Source organism: Allobosea sp. FBZP-16, from assembly GCF_002831785.1.
GTDB classification, from domain to species: domain Bacteria; phylum Pseudomonadota; class Alphaproteobacteria; order Rhizobiales; family Beijerinckiaceae; genus Allobosea; species Allobosea lupini.
In genome coordinates, this window is sequence record NZ_LNCQ01000048.1 from 9794 (window position 1) to 32139 (window position 22346).

Below are 22346 nucleotides of genomic sequence, written 5' to 3' on the forward strand. Positions count from 1 at the left end.
TCAGCAACGCCGCCAGCACCCACGGGAACGGCGCGACGCCAAACCCGCTCAGCAGCAATCCGCCGACGATGCCGCCGCCGGCAATCGCGAGATTCCACGTGGTCACCAGCATCGACTGGGCGACGTCGGCGGCTTTGCCCGCGGCCTTGGCGGAAGCGGTCTGGAACAACGTCCCGGCCCCGCCGAAGGCCAGCCCCCACACGGCGACTGCGCCATAGATCACCGCTGGCACCGTGCCTGCTAATCCGAGCGCCAGGGCGGAGAAGCCGAACAGCGCGACGCTCGCCAGGACCAGCTCGCGCAGCCATCGATCGATCAGGGCGCCGGTGATCCAGATGCCGAGCAAGGAGGCAAGGCCGAAGACCAGCAGCACGACATCGGTCCGATCCTTGAGGCCGGCCGGCTCGAGGAAGGGCGCGATATAGGTATAGAGCGTGTTGTGGGCGAGCACATAGGCGAAGACGACGAACAGGACCGGCCGGACGCCCGGCAGCGTGAAGACCGCCGTCAGCCCGAACTCCTGCCCTCGCTTCTGGCCGGGAAAATCGGGCACCTTGGCCAGAACCCAGAAGACCAGGAGCACCGTCAGCCCGCTCATCACGCCGAAGGTCCAGCGCCAGCCCAGCAGCGTGCCGAGGAAAGTCCCCGTCGGGATGCCGAGCGAAAGCGCCAGCGGCGCTCCGACCATGGCGATCGCGATCGCGCGGCCCTGCAGATGGTCCGGCACCATGCGGGCGGCATAGCCGGCCGCCAGCGCCCAGAGCAGCCCCGCGCTCATGCCCGCGACGAAACGGGCGACCAGCGTGACGGCATAGCTGTCGGAGATGGCCGTCACCGTGTTGACGACGGCAAAGCCGCCGATCGCGATCAGCAGCAGCGTGCGCCGCCGCCAGTTCTGCGTGGCGATCGTCAGGGGAATGGCGGAGACGAGCGAGCCGACCGCATAGGCGGTGACGAGTTGGCCGATCAGTGCCTCGGATCGACCGAGGCTCCCGGCCATTTGCGGGAGCAGGCCCGATGGCAGGATTTCCGTGAGGAGCGTGATGAAGGCCGCCATCGCGAGCGCCAGCAGGCCGCCTAATGGCAGTCTCGCCTCGCTCGTGCCGGCCGAGATCGTGTTCGTCGCTGATGTCATGGCGGTAGCGCCTTCGAAGATGGGGTGGCGCTTGAGGTAGCTGGTTCCCAATGAACGAAAAACAGGACACAACTCATGACACTTTGGACATTCCCGTCATGACTGGGTGACCGCCGCATGGATAGTCTGGGAGCACTCTTCGCCTTTGTGCATGCGGCCGAAGCGGATGGTTTCACCGAGGCCGGCCGCAAGCTCGGCATCTCCGCCTCGGCCGTCAGCAAGGCGGTGGCGCGGCTGGAGGATCGGCTCGGCGCCAGGCTGTTCCACCGCTCGACCCGCAGCGTCACGCTGACGCCGGAAGGCGCGATGTTTCTCGAGCGCTGCCGACGCATCCTCTGCGAATATGAAGCGGCCGAGCTGGAACTCTCTCGCAGCCGGGCGACGCCGCAAGGAAAGCTGCGCGTCAGCCTGCCCTCGATGAGCATGATCCCGATCGCGAAATTCGCCGCCTTCAAGCAGCGCCACCCCGAGATCGAACTCGAGCTCGATGCCACCGACCGGGTGGTCGACGTCATCGGCGAAGGCTTCGATGTCGTGCTCCGCACCGGCGAGCATGCCGATTCCCGATTGATGACCCGCACACTCGGCCATTTCAGCCAGGCGCTGGTCGGTTCACCCGACTATTTTCGCAGGATGGGCACCCCGGAGACGCCGGAAGACCTCGCCCGGCACAGCTGCCTCGTCTACCGCTACGCCAATACGGGCAAGCTCCACCAATGGCCCTTGTCCAGAGGCGGCGAGCTCGCGCAGGTCGAGATCCAGCCCAGCGTGGTGACGAACGCGCTCGAAGCGCAGATCGGCCTTGCCGAAAGCGGGCTCGGCATCGCCTGCGTGCCCGACCTGTCCGTCGCTGGGCACCTGCAGCGCGGCTCGCTCGTCCGCATCCTCGCCGGCTATGTCGAGGCACGGACCAAGTTCAGCGTGATGTGGCCGGCGAGCCGATACGCCTCGCCGAAGCTGCGCGCCTTCGTGGACTTCGCGGCCGAGGAATTCCTGGCCGCGTGATCCCGCTGCCTTGCCGGCAGCGGGCCGGCGATCACTCTGCCGCCTCCGCATAGGCGCTGGGCTCATAGTTCAGGATCGGCGCCAGCCAGCGCTCGACCTCTCTGATATCCATGCCCTTGCGGACCGAGTAATCCTCGACCTGGTCGCGCTCGACCTTGGCGACGCCGAAGTAATAGGCGTCAGGATGCGAGAGATAGAGGCCGGAGACCGATGAGCCCGGCCACATCGCATAGCTCTCGGTCAGCTTGACGCCGATGCGCGGCTCAGCCTGGAGCAGCTCGAACAGGGTCGCCTTCTCGGTATGGTCGGGCTGGGCCGGATAGCCCGGCGCCGGCCGGATGCCCTGGTATTCCTCGCGGATCAGGTCCTCGTTCGAGAACGCCTCGTCCGGCGCGTAGGCCCAGAACTCGGTGCGCACGAGCTGGTGCATCCGCTCGGCGAAGGCCTCGGCAAAGCGATCTGCCAGCGCCTTGACCATGATCGAGCGATAGTCGTCATTGTCGCGGGCGAACTTCTCCGAGATGCGCTCCTCCTCCGCCCCGGCCGTCACGACGAAGGCGCCGATATAGTCGGGCCGCTCGATGCCCTCGGGCGCGACGAAGTCGGAGATGCACATGTTCGGCTTGCCGTCGCGCTTGGAGAGCTGCTGGCGCAGGCCGTGGAAGGTCGCAAGCGTCTCCTGCCGGCTCTCGCCGGTATAGAGCCGGATATCGTCGCCGACCGCGTTCGCCGGCCAGAAGCCGATCACCGCCTTCGGATTGAACCAGCGCTCCTCGACGACGCGCTTCAGCATCGACTGCGCATCGTCCCAGAGCGCACGCGCCGCCTCGCCCTGCTTCTCGTCTTCGAGAATTGCCGGGAAACGGCCTTTCAGCTCCCAGGTCTGGAAGAACGGCGTCCAGTCGATCAGCGGCACGAGATCGGCGATGTCATAGGTCCGGAAGACGCGGGTGCCGAGGAAGGTCGGCTTCGGCGGCCGGTAGCCGGCCCAGTCCGGCTTGAAGGCGTTGGCGCGCGCCTTGGCCAGCGGCAGGCGCTGCTTGTCGGCCTCCGAGCGGCGATGGGCGGCGGCGACCTTCTCGTATTCGGCCTGGATGCCCTCGACATAGGCAGGCTTCTGCTCCTGCGAGAGCAGGCTGGAGACGACGCCGACGGCGCGCGAGGCGTCGGTGACGTAGACCGCCTGACCCTGGTTGTAAGCCGGGTGGATCTTCACCGCGGTATGGACGCGACTGGTCGTCGCCCCGCCAATCAGCAGCGGGATGTCGAAGCCCTCGCGCTCCATCTCGGAAGCGACCGTGACCATCTCGTCGAGCGAGGGCGTAATCAGCCCGGAGAGGCCGATGATGTCGACCTTCTCCTTGCGCGCGGTGTCGAGGATCTTCTGCGTCGGCACCATGACGCCGAGGTCGATCACCTCGTAATTGTTGCACTGGAGCACGACGCCGACGATGTTCTTGCCGATGTCGTGGACATCGCCCTTCACCGTCGCCATCAGCACCTTGCCGGCAGCCTGGCGCTCGGCGCCGCCGTTGAGGCGCTTCTCCTCTTCCATGTAAGGCATGAGGTAGGCGACGGCCTGCTTCATCACGCGGGCGGACTTCACCACCTGCGGCAGGAACATCTTGCCGGCGCCGAACAGGTCGCCGACGACGTTCATCCCGGCCATCAGCGGGCCTTCGATGACGTGCAGCGGCTTTTCGGCCTGCGCCCTCGCCTCTTCCGTATCGCGGTCGATGAACTCGGTGATGCCGTTGACCAGCGCGTGCTTGAGGCGCTCGTGCACATCGGCCTCGCGCCAGGCGAGGTCCTTGCCCGAGACCGCCGTCGAGCCGTCGCCCTTGAAGCGCGGGGCGGCATCGAGCAGCCGCTCGGTCGCGTCCTTGCGACGGTTGAGGACGACGTCCTCACAGAGCTCGCGCAGTTCGGGATCGAGATCATCGTAGCTGCCGAGCTGGCCGGCATTCACGATGCCCATGTCCATCCCGACCTTGATGCAGTGGTACAGGAAGACCGAATGCATCGCCTCGCGGACCTTCTCGTTGCCGCGGAAGGAGAAGGACAGGTTCGAGACGCCGCCGGAGATATGCGCGTGCGGCAGCGTCTCGCGGATGGTGCGGGTCGCGTTGATGAAGTCGTTGCCGTAGTTGTCGTGCTCCTCGATGCCGGTCGCCACCGCGAAGATGTTCGGATCGAAGATGATGTCCTCGGGCGGGAAGCCCGCGACCTCGGTCAGCAGCTTGTAGGCGCGCGTGCAGATCTCGATCTTGCGCTCATAGGTGTCGGCCTGGCCTTTCTCGTCGAAGGCCATGACGACGACCGCCGCGCCGTATTGCCGGCAGATCCGGGCGTGCTCGAGGAAGGCTTCCTCGCCCTCCTTCATCGAGATCGAGTTGACGATCGGCTTGCCCTGGATCGTCTTCAGGCCGGCCTCGATGACATGGAACTTCGACGAATCGACCATGATCGGCACCCGGGAGATGTCCGGTTCCGAGGCGATCAGGTTGCAGAACTCGGTCATCGCCTTCTCGGAGTCGAGCAGGCCCTCGTCCATGTTGATGTCGATGACCTGGGCGCCATTGGCGACCTGGTCGCGCGCCACATCGAGCGCGGCGGCGTAATCGCCATTGGTGACCAGCTTGCGGAACTTGGCCGAGCCGGTGACGTTGGTGCGCTCGCCGACGTTCACGAAGGGAATCGTCTCGTCGAGCGTGAACGGCTCGAGGCCGGCGAGCCTGAGATAAAGCTTCGGCTCCGGAATGGCGCGCGGCGCCTTGCCGGCGACGGCTTCGGAGATCGCACGGATATGGCCCGGCGTCGTGCCGCAGCAGCCGCCGACCATGTTGACGAAGCCGGCATCGGCGAACTCGGCCAGCATCTTGGCGGTCGCTTCCGGCCGCTCGTCATAGAGGCCGAACTCGTTGGGCAGGCCGGCATTGGGATAGGCGCAGACCAGCGTTCCGGCGACGCGAGACATGTCCTTGATATGGGCGCGCATCTCGCGGGCACCCAGCGCGCAGTTGAGGCCGACCGTCAGCGGATCGGCATGGCGCACCGCGTTCCAGAACGCCTCGACCGTCTGGCCCGAGAGCGTCCGGCCGGAAAGGTCGGTGATCGTGCCGGAGATCATCACCGGCAGTTTCGAACCCTTCTCGCGGAAGACCTCCTGGATCGCGACGATCGCGGCCTTGGCGTTGAGGGTGTCGAAGATCGTCTCGATCAGCAGCAGTTCCGAGCCGCCATCGATCAGCCCGCGCACCTGCTCGGCGTAGGCATCGCGCACCTCGTCGAAGGTGACGGCGCGGAAGCCCGGATTGTTGACGTCGGGCGAGATCGAGAGCGTGCGGTTGGTCGGGCCGATCGCACCGGCGACGAAGCGGCGGCGGCCGTCTTCCTTGCGGGCGATCTCGGCCGCCTCCCGCGCGATCCGGGCGCAGGCGACGTTGAGTTCGTAGACGATCGCCTCCATGCCGTAATCGGCCTGGGCGATCGAGGTGCCGGAGAAGGTGTTGGTCTCGACGATGTCGGCGCCGGCCCGGTAATAGGCCAGGTGGATGTCGCGCAAGGCATCCGGCATCGTCAGCGCGATCAGGTCGTTATTGCCCTTGAGGTCGTGGTTCCAGCCCTTGAAGCGCTCGCCGCGGAAATCCGCTTCGGTCAGCTTCAGGTCCTGGATTTGCGTCCCCATCGCGCCGTCGAGGATGAGGATGCGCTCGGAGGCGGCCTGGCGCAGGGCGCGCTCGACTTCGGTGCCGTCGGCGAGTGTGGGCTTGTAGTCGGACATCAGTCTACTCCGCCGCAACCTGCTGCGCCTGCGCCTTCTCCGGCTTCAGGCCGACGAGATGGCAGATCGCATAGACCAGGTCGGCCTTGTTCATCGTGTAGAAATGCAGGTCGGAGACGCCGCGATCGATCAGGTCGAGCACCTGCTCGGCGCAGACGGCGGCAGCCACCAGCCGGCGCGTCGCCGCATCGTCCTCGAGCCCTTCGAAGCGGTCGGCCAGCCATTGCGGCACGCTCGCCCCCGTCCGGCGGGCAAAGCCTGCGGTCTGCTTGAAGTTCTGCACCGGCACGATGCCGGGCAGGATCGGGATATCGATGCCGCTGGCGCGAACCTTGTCGAGATAGCGGAAATAGACGTCGTTATCGAAGAAGAACTGGGTGATCGCCCGGGTCGCGCCGGCATCGACCTTCTTCTTCAGCGCATCGATGTCGGCATCGAGCGAGGCCGCCTCCGGGTGCTTCTCGGGATAGGCCGAGACAGTGACCTCGAACTCGCCGATCTTGCGGATGCCTTCGACCAGGTCGGAGGTCTGGTGATAGCCTTGCGGATGCGGCTCATAGGTCGAGCCAAGCCCGCCGGCCGGGTCGCCGCGCAGCGCCACGATATGGCGCACGCCCGCCGCCCAATAGGAGCGGATGACATCGTCGACCTCGGCGCAGGAGGCGGAGACGCAGGTCAGATGCGCCGCCGGCTTCAGGGCCGTCTCGTCGATCATGCGCTTGACGGTGTTGTGGGTGCGCTCGCGGGTCGAGCCGCCGGCGCCATAGGTCACCGAGACGAAGGCCGGGCCAAGCGGCTCCAGCCGGCGCACGCTGTCCCACAAATTGACCTCCATCTCCTCGTTCTTCGGCGGGAAGAACTCGAAGGAGACGCGCGGACGGCGCGAGCCGTGGCGACTGGGGCGGAAAGCGTTCATCACGCAACCTCACGATCGAACTGACGAATCGGAAAATCACCCTGGAGGCGCCTGTCGCGCCCACGCCAGAGCATCACACCAAGCTGGCCACTTACGCCGTCGGCAGCGGTGACTTCCTCGGCGAGATCGCAATCGAGACCGGCCTCGGCGAACCAGGCTGCGATCTCGTCCTTCTCGAAGCCGAGCCGACGATGGGCATGCTCGGTGCGCAGGAACTCCATCTCGTGCGGCGCGAAATCGACCAGGATCAGCCGCCCACCCGGCGAAAGCAGTGCCGCCGCCTCACGCAAGGCGCGGCCGGGATCGTCGAGGAAGTGCAGCACCTGGTGCACGATCACAAGATCAAAGGAGCCGCGCGCGAACGGCAGCGCGTAGATATCGCCCTGCCGGAGCTCGACCCGCGACAGGCCGGCCTTTTCGAGGTTGGCGCGGGCCACCGCCAGCATGGCATGGCTGGCATCGACGCCGACCGCGCGGGCAGCCTTCGGCGCGAGGCGCTCAAGCATGCGCCCCGTGCCGGTGCCCAGATCGAGCAGCGCCTGAAATGGCGTTTCGCCGACTGCCGCCTCGACGGCGGCTTCCACGGCGGCGTCAGGCACGTGCAGCGAGCGCAGCTGATCCCATTCCCTGGCGACATTGGCGAAATAGGACTGCGCCGCCGCGGCCCGCGATGCACGCACCGCGGTCAGGCGCTCGCGATCAGCCGCCAGGACCGGGTCGGCAGGATCGAGATCGCGAGCGAGCGTCAGCGCCAATGCGCCGCCGGGCGTCGCATCGTCGAGCCTGAAGAAGGCGAAGGCCCCTTCGCGCGAGCGACGCAGCAGCCCGGCTTCCGCCATCAGCTTGAGATGGCGCGAGATGCGCGGCTGCGATTGGCCTAGGATGTCGGTGAGATCGGAGACAGAGAGCTCGCCTTCCGCCAGCAGCGCCAGGATCCGCAAACGGGTCTCCTCGCCCGCCGCACGCAGCGAGGCCAGCAAGGTCGGCAGCGAATGGTGGGAGCGGCGGGTCACCAGCGAGCACCTCGAAATTCGGTGAAAGATATAAAGATATCTTTATGTCAGATACGAGGGAGATGCAAGCTGCTTGTCCGATATTCCGGTCACCATCGACGGATCAAACAAACGCGCCGCTGCTCCCGGGTGGAAGAGGGTCGGAGCTAGGGCGACCGGCAATACTGGAGCGCCTACGGATGGCTCCTCACCCCACCCCCTCCGACGCAGACTCGTGCGATGCGGCCGCGCGCATCGCCTCGCGCAGCACGCTGAAGATGCGTGGATCGGCGGCCTGCGCCACGTTGAAGCGCATGAAGTCCCTGGCCGTCCGAGACAGGCTGAAGGCGTTGCCGGGCGCGAGCACGACACCTTCGCCCAGCGCATGCCGCGCGATCTCCCCCGCGTCGTGTCCATCAGGCAGGCGGCACCACAGGAACAGCCCGCCCCGCGGTGTCAGCCAGGGCTCGATGCCGAGCGCCGCCAGCCGGCCGCGCGTCTGCGCCATCGCCTGCGCTAGCCGCTGGCGCAGCGCCTCGACATGGCGGCGATAGCTGCCGTCCTTCAGGTTATCGAGCACCAGCTCGGCTGCGAGCCGCCCGCCGCCGAAGGAAAGCGCGACCTTGAGATCGGTCAGCCCTTCGACCCAGTCCGGCCTTGCAGCGATGTAGCCGCAACGCACCGAAGCCGACAGCGTCTTCGAGAAGCTGCCGATCTGGATCACCCGTTCCAGCCCGTCGAGCCCGGCAAGGCGTGGCGCGACATCCGGTTCGAGATCGCCGAAGATATCGTCCTCGACGATGGTCAGCCCTGCCTGCTCGGCGAGCTTGAGCAGGCGATGCGCCGTCGTGGCCGAGAGCGTCGCGCCGGTCGGGTTATGCAGAGCGCTATTGGTGACGTAGAGCCGCGGTCGGTGCTCCGTGAGCGCCTGCGCGAACAGGGCAAGATCGGGGCCCGACGGCGTATAGGGCACACCGACGATCTTCACCCTGTGGACGCGCAACAGCGCATGAAAATTGAAATAGCAGGGATCGTCGACCAGTACCGTGTCGCCGGGCTCGAGCAGGAAGCGGCAGACCAGATCGATCGCCTGCGTACCGGACTCGGTCAGGACGATCTGGTCCGGCGGCGCCTCGACGCCACGCTCGGCCAGCCGATGCGCGAGCAGATGGCGCAGCCCGGTTAAGCCGAGCGGCGTGCCATATTCGGCCAGCGTCGCTGCATCGGCCCGGCCGAGCTTGCGCAGCGCCTTGCGGATCGAGGCCTCCGGCATCCAGTCCGGCGGCAACCAGCCGCAGCCGGGCCGAAGGCTGTCCGCGCCGGCATCGAGCGACTGCCGCGAGATCCAGAGCGGATCGACCGCCCGGTCGAGCCGGGGCGCGACATCGGTGAGCGAAAGCGGCGGCAGGCGCCGGACGTAGAAGCCCGAGCCGCGCCGAGCCTGAATCGCGCCTTCGGCGGCCAGCCGCTCATAGGCCTCGACCACGGTCGACTTCGACACGCCCATGCTCTCGGCCAGGCCACGGATCGAGGGCAGCTTGGCGCCCGGCGCCAAAGTCCGCCCGGCGATCCGCTGCCGGATCGTTGCCATCACGCGCCCGACCAGGGTGTCGGCTGCTGCCGCAATATCGACTGAATCCTTAATCTGTACGGCTTCCTGCATCAGGACAGTTTGCCTGAACTGTACCGGACTGTCTCTGGAAATCCGCAAGGCTTCGCCGCATGCAGGCCAGCCCCGGAGGGATCATGGACAGAACTGCGAACGGCCTGCTCAACGGCTTCATCGGCGTCGTCATCTTCAGCGGCTCGCTGCCGGCGACCCGCGTCGCCGTCGCCGATTTCGACCCGGTGTTCCTGACCGTAGCCCGCGCCGCCATCGCCGGGCTGCTCGGACTGGCCCTCCTGCTCGCGCTCCGGGAAAAGCGACCGGCTCGCGCCGACCTGCTGCCGCTGGCCGTGGTCGCGCTCTGCGTCGTCGTCGGCTTCCCCCTGCTGACCGCGCTGGCGCTGAAGCACGTCACCTCCGCCCATTCGATCGTCTTCATCGGCCTCTTGCCGCTCGCGACCGCGATCTTCGGTGTGCTGCGTGGCGGCGAGCGCCCGCGCCTGGCCTTCTGGCTCTTCGCCATCCTCGGCAGCCTCTGCGTTGTCGGCTTCGCCTGGACGCAGGGCATCGCCGCTTCCCCCGTGGGCGACCTCCTGATGCTCGCCGCCGTCATCGTCTGCGGCCTCGGCTATGCCGAAGGCGCGCGCCTGTCGCGCCATCTCGGCGGCTGGCAGGTGATCTCCTGGGCTCTCGTCATCTCGCTGCCGATCATGGCCGGCCTGACGCTTGCGACGTTGCCGCCCTCCTTCGCACAGGCGGGCGGCCCGGCCTGGCTCGGCCTCGCCTATGTCTCGCTGTTCAGCATGCTGATCGGCTTCGTCTTCTGGTATCGCGGCCTCGCCCAGGGCGGCATCGCCGCGGTCGGGCAACTGCAATTGCTGCAGCCCTTCTTCGGCCTGGCGCTGGCCGGCCTGCTGCTCGGCGAAACGGTCGGCTGGCAGATGATCGCAACCTCGGCCGCCGTGGTGCTCTGCGTCGCCGGAGCGCGGCGCTACGCGCGCTAGACGGGGAACGCCGAGAACGCAACCAGGAAGGCAAAGCACGACTCGTCATGAGCGCGTCGTTGCCTGGCCGGCGGGGCCGGTTCTCAAATGAAACGCGAGCCTGCCGGCTTTGGGCGCAGTCATGACAACCGCAGGCCGGTAGCCTTCGTCACGCCTATCAGGCCTTTTGCTGCGTTCAAAGCAGCTTCAGGTCACCCGCCGCGGTCTTGCCGCGTTCGGTCTTCAGGTCGAAGGAGAGCTTCTGTCCCTCGGTCAGGGACATCAAGCCCGCTTCCTTGACGGCAGTGATGTGCACGAACACATCCTTGCCGCCGTCAGCAGGTTGAATGAAGCCGTAGCCCTTCTCGGTATTGAACCATTTGACGGTTCCGGTCGCCATCGCCGCATCCTTCGGAGCATCCGTGGTCGTAACGGAGTCCTCTCGGCAAAGACGTCGAAAAGGCCCCGCGCAGCAAGAATTGACCGAAAACGCAAGCTTGTCGAGATGAAACCGCCGGCAGTTGCCGTTACGTCCGCTTAAGGCTTAGCCAGCTCGAATTGCGTCCTTACCGTGGCGAGTGAAGAGCCCCCAAGATAAACTTCCACGATACCTGGGTCGAGCTGGTAGCGGCCGGCGTCGTCGTGGCCGCCGAGCGCCTTGCCCTCCAGCTTGAAGCGTACCGTCCGCGTTTCGCCGGCCTTGAGCGTTATCTTGTCGAAGCCCTTGAGCAGGCGCAGCGGCCGCGAGCGCTCCGCGACGGGCTGCCGGATATAAAGCTGTACCACCTCCTGGCCGTCGCGGTCCCCCTGATTGGTCACGTCGACGGCAACCTCGGTCGCCCCGTCGAACGGCACCGTGGCGTTCGTCACCCGCGGATTGGCATAGGCGAAGCGGCTATAGGACAGGCCGAAGCCGAACGGGTAGAGCGCCTCGTTGGCCTCGTCCATGTAGATGGACTCGTAGCGCTGGCGGATCTTCTGCGGCCGCCCCGTCGGCAGCTGGTCGTAATAGACCGGAATCTGCCCGACCGAGCGCGGGAAGCTCATCGGCGTGCGCCCCGCCGGATTGACCTTGCCGGCCAGCACCTCGGCGATCGCGGCGCGCCCCTCGGTGCCGCCATGGAAGGTCTGGACGATCGCGGCGACATGCTTGTCGGCCCAGGTGAGGACCAGCGGCCGGCCCGTCGCCAGCACCAGTACCACCGGCTTACCGGTCGCGACCAGCGCCTCCAGCAGCTCCTGCTGCACGCCCGGCAAGCCGAGATCGGTGCGCGAGGCGCCCTCGCCCATGAACTCGCAGTCTTCGCCGAGCATGGTGACGACGAGGTCGGCGGCAGCCGCGGCCTTGAGCGCGGCATCCTTGTCCTTGAACTCGGTGCCGCAATTTTTGGCGAAGGCCGGCTCGTAGGTCACCGTGACATCGGACGGCAGCTGCTCGCGCAGCGCGTCCGGGAGCGGCTGCACGACGCGGCGCCCGAGCCCTGCCGGATCGGTCCAGACCCGCTCATCCTCCGGCACCGCCATCGCGCCGACCACCGCGACCGACTTCACGGCCGGCGCAATCGGCAGCGTCTGCCTCTCGTTCCTGAGCAGAATCACCCCCTCACGCGCGGCCTGGCGGGCGACCTTGCGGGCTTCCTCGGTCTGCATCAGCGACGGCGCTGCCGCCACATCGACGTCCTGCCGCTCGAACAGGCCGAGATGGTACTTGACCCGGAGGACGCGCCGGACGGCTTCGTCGAGCGCCTTCACCGGCACGCGGCCAGCCTTCACCTCATTGGCGAGGTGCTTGTGGTAGACATCGCCCATCATGTCCATGTCGATGCCGGCGAGCAGCGCCTTGCGCGCCGCTTCCGCGTCGTCCTTGGCGATGCCGTGCAGGCGCAGCTCGGTGATCGAGCCGAAATCCGAGGTGACGAATCCGCGGAAACCCCATTGCCCGCGCAGCAGGTTGGTCAGCATGCCGCGATGGGCGGTGGCCGGCATGCCGTTCAGTGCGTTGAACGCCGCCATCGCCGTCATCGCGCCAGTGTCGAAGGCGGCCTTGAACGGCGGCAGGAAAAGGTCGTGCAGCTGGCTCGTCGGGATCCAGGTCGAGTTGTAGTCGCGCCCGCCCTCGGCCGCGCCATAGCCGACGAAGTGCTTGACGCTCGCCGCCACGCCGCCGCGCTGGTAGCCACGCGTGCGCGCTGCAGCGATGATGCTGGCGAGATAGGCGTCTTCGCCCGCGCCCTCCAGCACCCGCCCCCAGCGCGGATCGCGCGAGATGTCGACCATCGGCGCGAAGGTCCAGTTGACGCCGGCGGCACGCGCCTCACGCCCCGTCCAATAGGCCGCCTGCTCGATCAGTTGCGGGTTCCAGCTCGACGCCTGGCCGAGCGGCAGAGGAAAATAGGTCGAGAAGCCATGGACGGCATCGAGCCCGATGATCAGCGGGATCTTGAGGCGCGACTGCCTGACGGCCTCCTGGACCTGCCGGACCTCCTGCGGCACGACGAAGTTCATCACCGCGCCCATGCGGCCGGCCTTGACCTGGTCGATGTCGAAGCCCTCGCCGCGCCCGGAGAGGTGGAGCTGTCCGACCTTCTCCTCCAGCGTCATCCTGCCGATCAGCGCCGTGATCTTGCGCTCGATTTGCGCAGCCTCGCGCCCGCTCTTCCAGCCGACCTCCTGCTGAGCGGAGGCGACGGTCGCAAGGCCGCAGAACAGGAATGCAGCGACGAGCCGCAGAAGCATGATGGGATCTCTCGAGAAAATCGGGTACCCGGCCCTACAGGATCGCTAGGCATGGCTCAACCATTGCATCGCCAACGCCGGCTGAACGCAGCCTGAAAGGATCGCCGCCTCACCATGACGCAGGCCACGTTCGCGACTGAGCGCCACCGCTTTTACGAAGATGTCTTCGCCATGCTGCTCGGCACGCTGCTCGTCAGCATCGGCATCGTTCTCTACAGCAAGGCGGGCCTGGTCACGAGCGGCATCGCCGGCCTGGCCTTGTCGCTGCAGATCGCGACCGGCCTGAATTTCGGCGTCGTCTTCTTCGCGCTCAACCTGCCCTTCTACTGGCTGGCCGTTGCTCGCATGGGCTGGCGGTTCGGACTGCGCACCTTCGTCTCGGTGGGCCTCGTCTCGGTCTTCACCTGGGCGACGCCGTTCTGGATCAGAATCGAAGCGGTGGACCCGCTCTATGCGGCGCTGGCCGGCGGCAGCCTGATCGGGCTGGGCCTGCTCGCCCTGTTCCGTCACCGTACTGGGCTCGGCGGCATCAATATCCTTGCGCTGTATCTCCAGGAACGGCATGGCATCCGCGCCGGCTGGTTTCAGCTCGCCGTGGACTTGGCCATCCTCATCGGCGCGCTGCTCCTGCTGCCGCTGGCGAAGGTCGCGATCTCGCTCGCCGGCGCGGCGGTGCTCAATCTCATCCTCGCCGTCAACCACAAGCCGGGGCGCTATCTCGGCGTGACCTAGGTGTTGGTCCGGAATGGTTGCCTCGCAAGGCGTTCCATGCGACCGAGCGAACGGAGAAAACGCGGGATTTGGCGACCATGGCCCAGCTTCTGACCATCGAGGATTTGCGTCTGCAGGCAAAGCGCCGCGTCCCCCGCATGTTTTACGACTATGCTGATTCCGGCGCCTGGACCGAGAGCACCTATCGCGCCAACGAGGCCGATTTCGCCAATATCAAGCTGCGCCAGCGCGTCGCGGTCGACATGACCAACCGCAGGCTGGCCTCGACCATGATCGGCGAGCAGGTCTCGATGCCGGTGGCGCTGGCGCCGACCGGCATCGCCGGCATGCAGCACGCCGATGGCGAGATCCTCGCCGCCAGGGCCGCCGCCCGGGCCGGCGTGCCCTTCACGCTCTCGACCATGAGTGTCTGCTCGATCGAGGACGTCGCCGAGAACACCGACAAGCCGTTCTGGTTCCAGCTCTATGTGATGCGCGACCGCGCCTTCATCGAGCGCCTGATCGACCGCGCCAAGGCGGCCGGCTGCTCGGCGCTGATGTTGACGCTCGACCTGCAGATTCTCGGGCAGCGCCACAAGGACATCCGCAACGGCCTCTCCGCTCCGCCGAAGCCGACCATCGCCAACCTGATCAACCTCGTCTTCAAGCCGCGCTGGTGCATGGGCATGCTCGGCACCAAAAGGCGCAGCTTCGGCAACATCGTCGGCCACGCGACGGGGGTCGGCGACATGACCTCGCTCTCGGCCTGGACCGCCGAGCAGTTCGACCCGACCCTGAGCTGGGACGACGTCAAATGGATCAAGGACCGCTGGGGCGGCAAGCTGATCCTGAAGGGCATCCTCGATGCCGAGGATGCCGAGCTCGCCGCCCAGAGCGGCGCCGACGCGCTGATCGTCTCCAACCATGGCGGGCGCCAGCTCGACGGCGCGGTCTCCTCGATCGCGGCCCTGCCGGGGATCGTCGAGCAGGTCGGCGGGCGCATGGAGGTCTGGATGGATGGCGGCGTCCGCTCCGGCCAGGATGTGCTCAAGGCAGTGGCGCTCGGCGCCCGCGGCGTGCTGATCGGCCGCCCCTTCCTCTACGGGTTAGGGGCCGGGGGCGAAGAGGGCGTCAAGCTCGCCCTCGACATCATCCGCAAGGAGATGGACATCACCATGGCCCTCTGCGGCAAGCGCGACATCCAGGACGTCGACGCCAGCATCCTAGTGAAGGGCAAGGCATAGGGCATAGCGCCGCCGGGCCTGCGCAACCGGCCCGCCTGCCCTGCCATCATACCGGTTCACAGCTTCTTGAGGCTCATCAGCGGGCATTGACTTTCGGTGCCGCCGGAATAAATGAGCAATCACTCACTCATCTAGATTAAGCGAAGCATGGCCCGCCCCCTCAGCGAAACGAAGCGCGAAGCGATCCTGGCCGCGGCCTGCAAGCTGGTGGCCGAGCATGGCACCGGCGCGCCGACCGCCAAGATCGCCAGGGAAGCCGGCCTCGCCGAAGGCACGCTCTTCACCTATTTCGCCAGCAAGGACGAGCTGCTCAACCAGCTCTATCTCGAGCTGAAGACCGACTTCGCCAGGCTCACCGTGCCTTCCTATCCGAGCCATGGCAGCGTGCGCGACCGGTTCGAGCACTTCTGGAACGGCTTCATCGATTGGGGCGCGAGATATCCGGCCAAGCGCAAGGCGCTGCGCCAGCTCGCGGTATCCGACCGCATCACCCAGGAGACCCGTAGCAAGTCAGCCGTCGCCTTCGCGGAGATCAGCGCCCTGTTCGAGCAGGGACACCGCGACGGCGTGCTGAAGGACCAGCCGCAGAGTTTCATCGGCACGGTCCTCGACGCTTTGGGCACCATGACGCTCGACTTGATCGCGCAGGAGCCGAGCCGGCACGAGCACTACCGGAAGTCCGGCTTTTCGGTCTTCTGGGACGGCATTTCCGCCTGACACCCGCAAAGAGAAAAGCGAACAGGTCCATTCCGCTTATTTAAATGAGCAAGTGCTCACTCACAATTTCGAGAGGACGACTCATGACCAAGACCTGGCTGATCACCGGCGCCGCCCGCGGCCTCGGCCGCAATGTCACCGAGGCGGCCCTCGCGGCCGGCGACACTGTCGTCGCGACCGCGCGCGATCCCGGCCGCCTCGCCGATCTCGAGGCCCGATATCCCGATACGCTGCTCACCTTCGCGCTCGACGTCACCGACATGGCGGCTGCGACCGTGGCCGTCACCGCCACGCTCGACACCTTCGGTCGGCTCGACGTGCTCGTGAACAATGCCGGCTATGGCCATGCCGTTGCCTTCGAGCAGACCAGCGGGGCGAGCTTCCGCGCCCAGATCGAGACGAATTTCTACGGGGTCGTGAACCTCACCCGCGCCGCCTTGCCGGTGCTGCGGGCCCAGCGCTCAGGCCACATCATCAACATCTCATCGGTCGGCGGGCGCACGGCTACGCCCGGCCTCAGCGCCTACCAATCGGCGAAATGGGCGGTCGGCGGCTTCAGCGAGGTGATCGCCAGGGAGGTCGCGCCCTTCGGCGTCAAGATCGTCTGCGTCGAGCCCGGTGGCATGCGCACCTCGTGGGGCGAGATCGCCCGTGGCAATGCCCCGGCCGTGATGCCGGACTACCAGCCCAGCGTCGGCGCCGTGCTCGATCTGCTCAGGACTTACGTCGGCAACGAGATCGGCGATCCCGAACGGATCGCTGGGATCATCCTCGATCTCAGCCGGCGCGAGACCCTGCCGGCCCATCTCGTCCTCGGCAGCGACGCCCTCTTCGTCCTCGCCCAGGCGGATGCTCAGCGGCAAAGAGAGGCGGCGGAATGGGCGCAGGTCAGCCGTTCCTCGGATTTCGTCGGCACCGATCTCGTGGCGCTGCAGAAGCTGCTCGGCGAGGAGGCTCGGGCGTGAGCTAGACCCGGCAAGCCCTGCGGCGCACTGGCTCACCATAAAGATCACTGGTCATCCCGGACAAGCCGCACAGCGGCGCTGATCCGGGATCCATTCCGGAGCGCTCCCGACAAAGGCTCAGGCATGAATCCCGGCCCTACGCTTCGCTCCGGCCGGGATGACAAACGTTTCCAACAAGACTCCACGACAGGCCCCAAGAAAAAGCCCGCGCCCCATCCCCGGAGCGCGGGCCTTTTTGAATCCTACCTCAGCCGCCTAGCGCGTGAACTTCTTGTACTGGATGCGCTTCGGGATCGTTGAATCAATCCCTAAGCGCCGCTTCTTATCCTCTTCATAATCCTGGAAGTTGCCCTCGAACCACTCGACATGGCTGTCGCCCTCGAAGGCGAGGATGTGGGTCGCGATGCGGTCGAGGAACCAGCGATCGTGGCTGATGATCACGGCGCAGCCGGCATAATCCTCCAGCGCCTCTTCGAGCGCGCGCAGCGTGTCGACGTCGAGGTCGTTGGTCGGCTCGTCGAGCAGCAGGACGTTGGCGCCTGATTTCAGCATCTTGGCGAGGTGGACGCGGTTGCGCTCGCCACCCGAGAGCGAGCCGACCTTCTTCTGCTGGTCGCCGCCCTTGAAGTTGAAGGCGGAGCAATAAGCCCTTGAATTGATTTCTTTCTTGCCGAGATAGATGATGTCGTTGCCGCCCGAGATCTCCTCCCAGACATTCTTCTTGTCGTCGAGCGAGTCGCGGCTCTGGTCGACATAGCCGAGCTGGACGCTCTCGCCGATCCTGATCGTGCCGGCATCGGGCTTCTCGACCCCGGTGATCATCTTGAACAGCGTGGTCTTGCCGGCGCCGTTGGGGCCGATCACGCCGACGATGCCGCCGGGCGGCAGCTTGAAGGTCAGGCCGTCGATCAGGAGCTTGTCCTGGAAGCCCTTCGACAGGTCCTCGAAATCGACGACGTTGTTGCCGAGCCGCTCGGCGATCGGGATGATGATCTGGGCGGTGTCCGGCCCCTTGTTCGAGGCTTTCTGCACCAGCTCGTCATAGCGCTGGATGCGGGCCTTGCTCTTGGCCTGGCGCGCCTTCGGCGAAGCGGCCATCCACTCGGCCTCGCGCTCCAGCGTCTTCTGGCGCGAGACGTCCTCGCGGCCTTCCTGGGCGAGGCGCTTCTGCTTCTGCACCGACCAGGCCGAGTAGTTGCCCTCATAGGGGATGCCCTGGCCGCGATCGAGCTCGAGGATCCAGCTGGTGACGTTGTCGAGGAAGTAGCGATCGTGGGTGACGATCAGGATCGCCCCTGGATAGGTCCGCAGGTGCCCTTCGAGCCAGGCGGTGGTCTCGGCGTCCAGATGGTTGGTCGGCTCGTCGAGCAGCAGCAGTTCGGGCTGTTCCAGCAGCAGCTTGCACAGCGCGACGCGGCGGCGCTCGCCGCCTGAGAGCTTGCCGACCGCCCAGTCGTCCGGCGGGCAGCGCAGCGCGTCCATCGCCTGATCGACCTTGGAATCGAGATCCCACAGGCCCTTGGCCTCGATCTCGTCCTGGAGATTGGTCATCTCGTCCGCAGTCTCGTCCGAATAGTTCATGGCGAGCTCGTTGTAGCGGTCGAGGATCGCCTTCTGCGGGCCGACGCCGAGCATAACGTTCTCGCGGACAGTCAGGTTCTCGTCGAGCTTGGGCTCCTGGGGCAGGTAGCCGACGCGCGCGCCCTCGGCGACCCAGGCCTCGCCGGTCCACTCCTTGTCGAACCCGGCCATGATCTTGAGCAGGGTCGACTTACCGGCGCCGTTGACGCCGAGCACGCCGATCTTGGCGTCCGGATAGAAGCTGAGGTGGATGTCCTTCAGGACCTGCTTGCCGCCCGGATAGGTCTTCGACAGGCCGCGCATATGGTAGATGAACTGACGAGACATGGGGCGTGCGGGCTCCGCTTGCGACTGGCGTTCGGGCTTTGGGGAAATCTGGCCGCTAGATAGGCGACGACACCGCGGAAGGCAACGGTGGGCTGCAAAGGCACGCCTGCAACCCTGACTTGAAACCCGGCCTGCACCGCGCAAGACTGCCCCAACGTCAGCCGATCACCGGCGCCACGAAGGGCAGCCAGATGGCGAAGTCGAAACGTCCACTTCCCGCCACGCCCGACACCAGCCAGATCACCACGATCTCGGCCTCCGGCGAGATGCGCGAGGCGACGCCGGAGGAGGCGCGGGCCTTCACCGAGCGCACAAGCGCCGCAGCGGCCGAGCGCGAACGGCGCGACGGCACCGACCACGCGGCCGAACCTAACGATCCGCGGATGGAGGCGGCTTCCAAGCGGACAGCATCGAGAAAGGTGGGTCCGTCAGGCCGCGCGAGGCAACCCAAATCGACGAAAGCGAATCTCCGACCCGCATCGAACGCCACGACCATCCTCACCATCAGCGAGGCGCGCGCTCTGGCGCATTCCGATCGCGCCAAGGAGTTGATCGATCTCGCCGGCGCCATTGCCGTGTCGACCAAGCCCCACGGCACCCAGGTGAGTGCTCGAGACCTATTGTGGGCGATGCTTCTGTTGGGTCAGACATCGGACGAACACTCGAGTGCGACCGCGACGCGATGGCTGTACGACTGGATCGCCGGGCGAACGCAGAGATCTATTTCATTGGCGCTGTCGCCTTATATGAACATAAAGCCGGTCCCCGTGGACGGCTCACTGCAGCTGTCGTCCAATGCAGCGAGAATTCTTGAGCGAGCGTGTGCAATTGCCCTCGTCACGGTCAAGCGAGCGCAAGTCGATCTCCGGCATATCGTCGCCGCATTGACGCTCACCGATACAGCCGGCGCGAACGATAATGTTCTGGGCCTCGCGCGCCGAAGCTTGGGCGTTGACCTGACTGCGTTTCCGCCGGAGATGGTCGACATTATCGCCCGATCGAAGGAGCCCGATGAAAGCTTGACCGCCTGGCGAAGCCTCGTCGAACACCCTGTTCCATCGGAGGGTGCAGATACCGGAGTCCGTCCCCCACGCATCGCCACCATCTCCGGCTTTCATGCCGACCGCGCTTCCACCGCCGGCTCCGACCCGCTCGGCATCAACGCGGATGTCACCGCCTTCGCCCGCCTGATCTGCCTGGAAGAAGCGCGTCCACCGCTGTCGATCGGCATCTTCGGCGAATGGGGCTCGGGCAAGTCGAGCTTCATGGAGCGGCTCCAGCTCGAGATCGCCGACCTGACCCGCAAGGAACGCGAGGCGCGGGCCAAGGCCGGTCAAGCCACCTCGGCCGGCGACGCTCAGGCCGCTCCTCCCGAAGCAAAGCCGGCGACGGCACCGCGCTTCATCGAGAACGCCGTCCAGATCCGCTTCAACGCCTGGCACTATGCCGACGCCAATCTCTGGGCGAGCCTGACCGCCGAGTTCTTCGATCAGCTCCGGCGCGGCGGCTATGAGGGCCAGCGCTCCAAGGACTATCTCGCACTGATCGGCAAGGTCGCCGAGCGTGTCCGCAGCCTCGAAGCCTCCGCCCAGAAGGCGGAGGACAAGCTCGCCGACGCCGAGCGGGCCGCGCGGCACGCGGACGAGGCCCTCGCCTCGGCGCGCAGGAAGCTGGCGGCGAGCGACCTCGCGCTGGCGTCCGAGCATTTGTCGGAACAGTTCGAGGCAATCCGCACCGACAAGGGCAATCGCGCCAAACTGCAAGAGGTCGGCCGCCGGCTCTATCGCGATGATCTCGCCAAGGAGCTCGACGGCTTCACCGCGACGGTTACGGAAGCTGCGAGCTGGCCGGGCAAACTCGCGCTGGTCGCAAAGGTTATCATCGGCGGCGGCAAGGAGCGCTGGCTGGCCATCGCAGCGATCGTCCTCGTCGCCTTTGCTGGTATAGGTTGGCAGATCGTCGATGAAACCTCCGCGGCGGTCGCAGGTGGCCGCTTGATCGCCTGGGCCGGCGCCGCTTTTGCCGGATTCCAGGCACTGGCCGGCGCAATGAAGCTCGCCAAGCCGGTGCTCGACGGCGCCTGGGCCTATGCCAAAGCGGTCGAAAAAGCCCGCAAGGACTTGGCAAAGGAGGTCGAGGACAAGGAAGTCGCCGCCCGCGAGGCGGCGCGCGCCCTTACCGAAGCCCAGCAGAAGGCCAAGGACGCCAAGGCGCCCCTGGCGAAATACGGCGATGGCGCCGCGGCCGGCGCGCCGAGCACGATCCTGCGCTATTTCCTGTTCGAGGACGGCGATGTCCGCGACTATGACAAGCAGGTCGGGCTGGTCAGCCGCGCGCGCCGTTCCTTCGAGCAGCTCGACGCGATCTTCACCGCCAATCGCGACGGGCTCGCCGCCAGGGACAAGCAGGCGCGCGGCGAGCCGCTCACTCCGGCGGAGACAGAAGCCCGGACGCGCTACGAGGCGATGCAGCTCGACAAACAGGGGCTCGTCATCCCCGACCGCATCGTCCTCTACATCGACGATCTCGACCGCTGCACCCATCAGCAGGTCTATGACGTGTTGCAGGCGATCCACCTGCTGCTCACCTTCGAGCTTTTCGTCGTGGTGGTCGGCGTCGATGTCCGCTGGGTCGAGGAGGCGGTGGCGCGCCAGTTCACCGTTGCAGCCGAGGAATTGCCGGACAATGCGACGCCGGAACAGCGCGATGCGGCCCGGCACAAGGCCGAGACAGAGCGACGCAAGCGCGCCATCGATTACCTCGAAAAGATCTTCCAGCTGCCGTTCTGGCTGCGGCGGCTCTCGACCGAGGGCGACAAGGGCGGCAGCTATGGCGCCTACGTTCAGGAGCTGCTGCAGGCGAATCTCGACGTCCCGGAGAACGTCCCCTCGCCGCTTGCCGGAACGAGCGGCGGTCCGGTCCGCAAATCGTTTACGCCGGGTGCAAAGCCGGGATCGGAAACGTCTCCGGCCGACGGAATTGCGCTCGAAGGTCTCGCCGATACGGCATCCGCCGCCGAGGATCTCACCTCCGTCGAATTGGCGCTGGCGACCGTGCGGCTGACGAAGGAAGAGGTTGCCTTCCTCGCCAGCCCAGAGATCGGCGCCATCGCCTTCAAGAGCCCGCGCTCGGTCAAGCGCATGCTCAACGTCTACCGCATCGTCCGGGCCAGGATGAGCGAGACGGAGCTGGATGAGTTCCTGGGGCGGAATGGATCAGCGCCAACGTGGCCAATTGCAGCCTTTCTCGCTGCCGTAGAGACGGGGCAATCGGTCGAGGTTGCCGACCTCTTGTATGACGGCCTCAGAGCCGCACCGTCGCATGAGATTTTTACGGCGATCTCGCTAGAAGCGATTGTCGGCAAAGACAAGCAATCTGCCATGCTTCGGATCGCTCAAGCCGACCAGCTTACCGGCGGAGATCTTTCGAGCGGCATCGACGCGCTCAACACTCGGCGGGGGCATCCTGAAATGAATTCCCATTGGGTAAAGTGCGGCGAGGCCTTAGGGGTCGCCCGCATCGTCCGACGCTACTCCTTTAACCGCTATCACTGAGCTGCCCACGAATTCGCGAGCGGGCGCCGCGAGGGCTGGCCCCGCTTTTGCGAGCAGCTAAGCTCCTGCAGGCGCGGCGGAGGAGACGGC

At 66.3% G+C, this 22346-nt stretch carries 16 protein-coding genes; 7 read left to right on the forward strand and 9 right to left on the reverse strand.

All coding sequences use genetic code 11. The annotated features are described in order from the left end of the window. Positions 1 to 1135 (reverse strand): MFS transporter (locus CXY91_RS23710; RefSeq protein WP_100964242.1); only part of this gene is annotated, 1135 nt, incomplete at its 3' end. A 117-nt stretch (positions 1136 to 1252) separates the two neighbouring features. Between CXY91_RS23710 and CXY91_RS23715 the strand changes: the two genes are divergently transcribed. Further along, complete coding sequence (locus CXY91_RS23715; protein WP_100963912.1) at positions 1253 to 2140, forward strand: LysR family transcriptional regulator; 888 nt, start codon at positions 1253 to 1255, stop codon at positions 2138 to 2140. A gap of 31 nt (positions 2141 to 2171) precedes the next feature. Here the strand turns inward: CXY91_RS23715 and metH are convergent, their stop codons facing one another. The 4 genes from metH to CXY91_RS23735 all read right to left on the reverse strand — a co-directional run bounded on the left by metH (position 2172) and on the right by CXY91_RS23735 (position 9495). Next, positions 2172 to 5924: a methionine synthase gene (gene metH, locus CXY91_RS23720; RefSeq protein WP_100963914.1), complete on the reverse strand. Its 3753-nt coding sequence runs from the start codon at positions 5922 to 5924 to the stop codon at positions 2172 to 2174. Positions 5925 to 5928: 4 nt separating this feature from the next. Further along, the gene (gene metF, locus CXY91_RS23725; protein ID WP_091840357.1) at positions 5929 to 6840 is read right to left on the reverse strand and encodes a methylenetetrahydrofolate reductase [NAD(P)H]; all 912 of its coding nucleotides are present in this window, start codon (positions 6838 to 6840) and stop codon (positions 5929 to 5931) included. After that, complete coding sequence (locus CXY91_RS23730) at positions 6840 to 7853, reverse strand: ArsR/SmtB family transcription factor (RefSeq protein WP_199777547.1); 1014 nt, start codon at positions 7851 to 7853, stop codon at positions 6840 to 6842. The genes metF and CXY91_RS23730 overlap by 1 nt, the downstream gene beginning before the upstream one ends. A gap of 187 nt (positions 7854 to 8040) precedes the next feature. Further along, a complete protein-coding gene (locus CXY91_RS23735; protein ID WP_100963918.1) occupies positions 8041 to 9495 on the reverse strand; it encodes an aminotransferase-like domain-containing protein in 1455 nt (484 codons plus the stop codon). Positions 9496 to 9578: 83 nt separating this feature from the next. Between CXY91_RS23735 and CXY91_RS23740 the strand changes: the two genes are divergently transcribed. Further along, complete coding sequence (locus CXY91_RS23740) at positions 9579 to 10442, forward strand: DMT family transporter (protein ID WP_091840351.1); 864 nt, start codon at positions 9579 to 9581, stop codon at positions 10440 to 10442. Positions 10443 to 10617: 175 nt separating this feature from the next. Here the strand turns inward: CXY91_RS23740 and CXY91_RS23745 are convergent, their stop codons facing one another. Together CXY91_RS23745 and CXY91_RS23750 are read right to left on the reverse strand one after the other, a co-directional pair. Continuing rightward, positions 10618 to 10821: a cold-shock protein gene (locus tag CXY91_RS23745; RefSeq protein ID WP_057190882.1), complete on the reverse strand. Its 204-nt coding sequence runs from the start codon at positions 10819 to 10821 to the stop codon at positions 10618 to 10620. Positions 10822 to 10958: 137 nt separating this feature from the next. After that, positions 10959 to 13157 carry a glycoside hydrolase family 3 N-terminal domain-containing protein gene (locus tag CXY91_RS23750; protein WP_100963919.1) on the reverse strand — a complete coding sequence of 733 codons (2199 nt, stop codon included), beginning with the start codon at positions 13155 to 13157 and terminating at the stop codon, positions 10959 to 10961. Between the two features lie 114 nt (positions 13158 to 13271). Between CXY91_RS23750 and CXY91_RS23755 the strand changes: the two genes are divergently transcribed. The 4 genes from CXY91_RS23755 (at position 13272) to CXY91_RS23770 (ending at position 16794) form a co-directional block, all read left to right on the forward strand. Next, positions 13272 to 13889: a DUF6198 family protein gene (locus CXY91_RS23755; protein ID WP_100963929.1), complete on the forward strand. Its 618-nt coding sequence runs from the start codon at positions 13272 to 13274 to the stop codon at positions 13887 to 13889. A 77-nt stretch (positions 13890 to 13966) separates the two neighbouring features. After that, positions 13967 to 15112 (forward strand): alpha-hydroxy acid oxidase, encoded by a 1146-nt coding sequence (locus CXY91_RS23760; RefSeq protein ID WP_100963931.1) that lies wholly within the window; start codon positions 13967 to 13969, stop codon positions 15110 to 15112. Positions 15113 to 15259: 147 nt separating this feature from the next. Further along, complete coding sequence (locus tag CXY91_RS23765) at positions 15260 to 15829, forward strand: TetR/AcrR family transcriptional regulator (protein WP_100963933.1); 570 nt, start codon at positions 15260 to 15262, stop codon at positions 15827 to 15829. Positions 15830 to 15912: 83 nt separating this feature from the next. Then, the gene (locus tag CXY91_RS23770; protein WP_100963935.1) at positions 15913 to 16794 is read left to right on the forward strand and encodes an SDR family NAD(P)-dependent oxidoreductase; all 882 of its coding nucleotides are present in this window, start codon (positions 15913 to 15915) and stop codon (positions 16792 to 16794) included. Positions 16795 to 17049: 255 nt separating this feature from the next. On the opposite strand, the gene ettA is transcribed toward CXY91_RS23770, so the two are convergent. Further along, positions 17050 to 18702, reverse strand: a complete 1653-nt coding sequence (gene ettA / locus CXY91_RS23775; protein ID WP_100963937.1) for an energy-dependent translational throttle protein EttA — start codon at positions 18700 to 18702, stop codon at positions 17050 to 17052. Between the two features lie 157 nt (positions 18703 to 18859). Continuing rightward, a complete protein-coding gene (locus tag CXY91_RS30365) occupies positions 18860 to 19054 on the reverse strand; it encodes a hypothetical protein (protein WP_158673564.1) in 195 nt (64 codons plus the stop codon). Between the two features lie 667 nt (positions 19055 to 19721). Between CXY91_RS30365 and CXY91_RS23780 the strand changes: the two genes are divergently transcribed. Next, on the forward strand, positions 19722 to 22256 hold the full coding sequence (locus CXY91_RS23780) for a P-loop NTPase fold protein (protein ID WP_158673565.1): 2535 nt from the start codon (positions 19722 to 19724) through the stop codon (positions 22254 to 22256). Positions 22257 to 22346 lie beyond the last annotated feature (90 nt).

Bases quoted from the DNA above. Each gene is read 5' to 3' on its own strand.
- CXY91_RS23715 (WP_100963912.1), top strand. From the start codon at position 1,253: ATGGATAGTCTGGGAGCACTCTTCGCCTTTGTGCATGCGGCCGAAGCG.
- metH (WP_100963914.1), bottom strand. From the start codon at position 5,924: ATGTCCGACTACAAGCCCACACTCGCCGACGGCACCGAAGTCGAGCGC.
- metF (WP_091840357.1), bottom strand. From the start codon at position 6,840: ATGAACGCTTTCCGCCCCAGTCGCCACGGCTCGCGCCGTCCGCGCGTC.
- CXY91_RS23735 (WP_100963918.1), bottom strand. From the start codon at position 9,495: ATGCAGGAAGCCGTACAGATTAAGGATTCAGTCGATATTGCGGCAGCA.
- CXY91_RS23740 (WP_091840351.1), top strand. From the start codon at position 9,579: ATGGACAGAACTGCGAACGGCCTGCTCAACGGCTTCATCGGCGTCGTC.
- CXY91_RS23745 (WP_057190882.1), bottom strand. From the start codon at position 10,821: ATGGCGACCGGAACCGTCAAATGGTTCAATACCGAGAAGGGCTACGGC.
- CXY91_RS23750 (WP_100963919.1), bottom strand. From the start codon at position 13,157: ATGCTTCTGCGGCTCGTCGCTGCATTCCTGTTCTGCGGCCTTGCGACC.
- CXY91_RS23755 (WP_100963929.1), top strand. From the start codon at position 13,272: ATGACGCAGGCCACGTTCGCGACTGAGCGCCACCGCTTTTACGAAGAT.
- CXY91_RS23760 (WP_100963931.1), top strand. From the start codon at position 13,967: ATGGCCCAGCTTCTGACCATCGAGGATTTGCGTCTGCAGGCAAAGCGC.
- CXY91_RS23765 (WP_100963933.1), top strand. From the start codon at position 15,260: ATGGCCCGCCCCCTCAGCGAAACGAAGCGCGAAGCGATCCTGGCCGCG.
- CXY91_RS23770 (WP_100963935.1), top strand. From the start codon at position 15,913: ATGACCAAGACCTGGCTGATCACCGGCGCCGCCCGCGGCCTCGGCCGC.
- ettA (WP_100963937.1), bottom strand. From the start codon at position 18,702: ATGTCTCGTCAGTTCATCTACCATATGCGCGGCCTGTCGAAGACCTAT.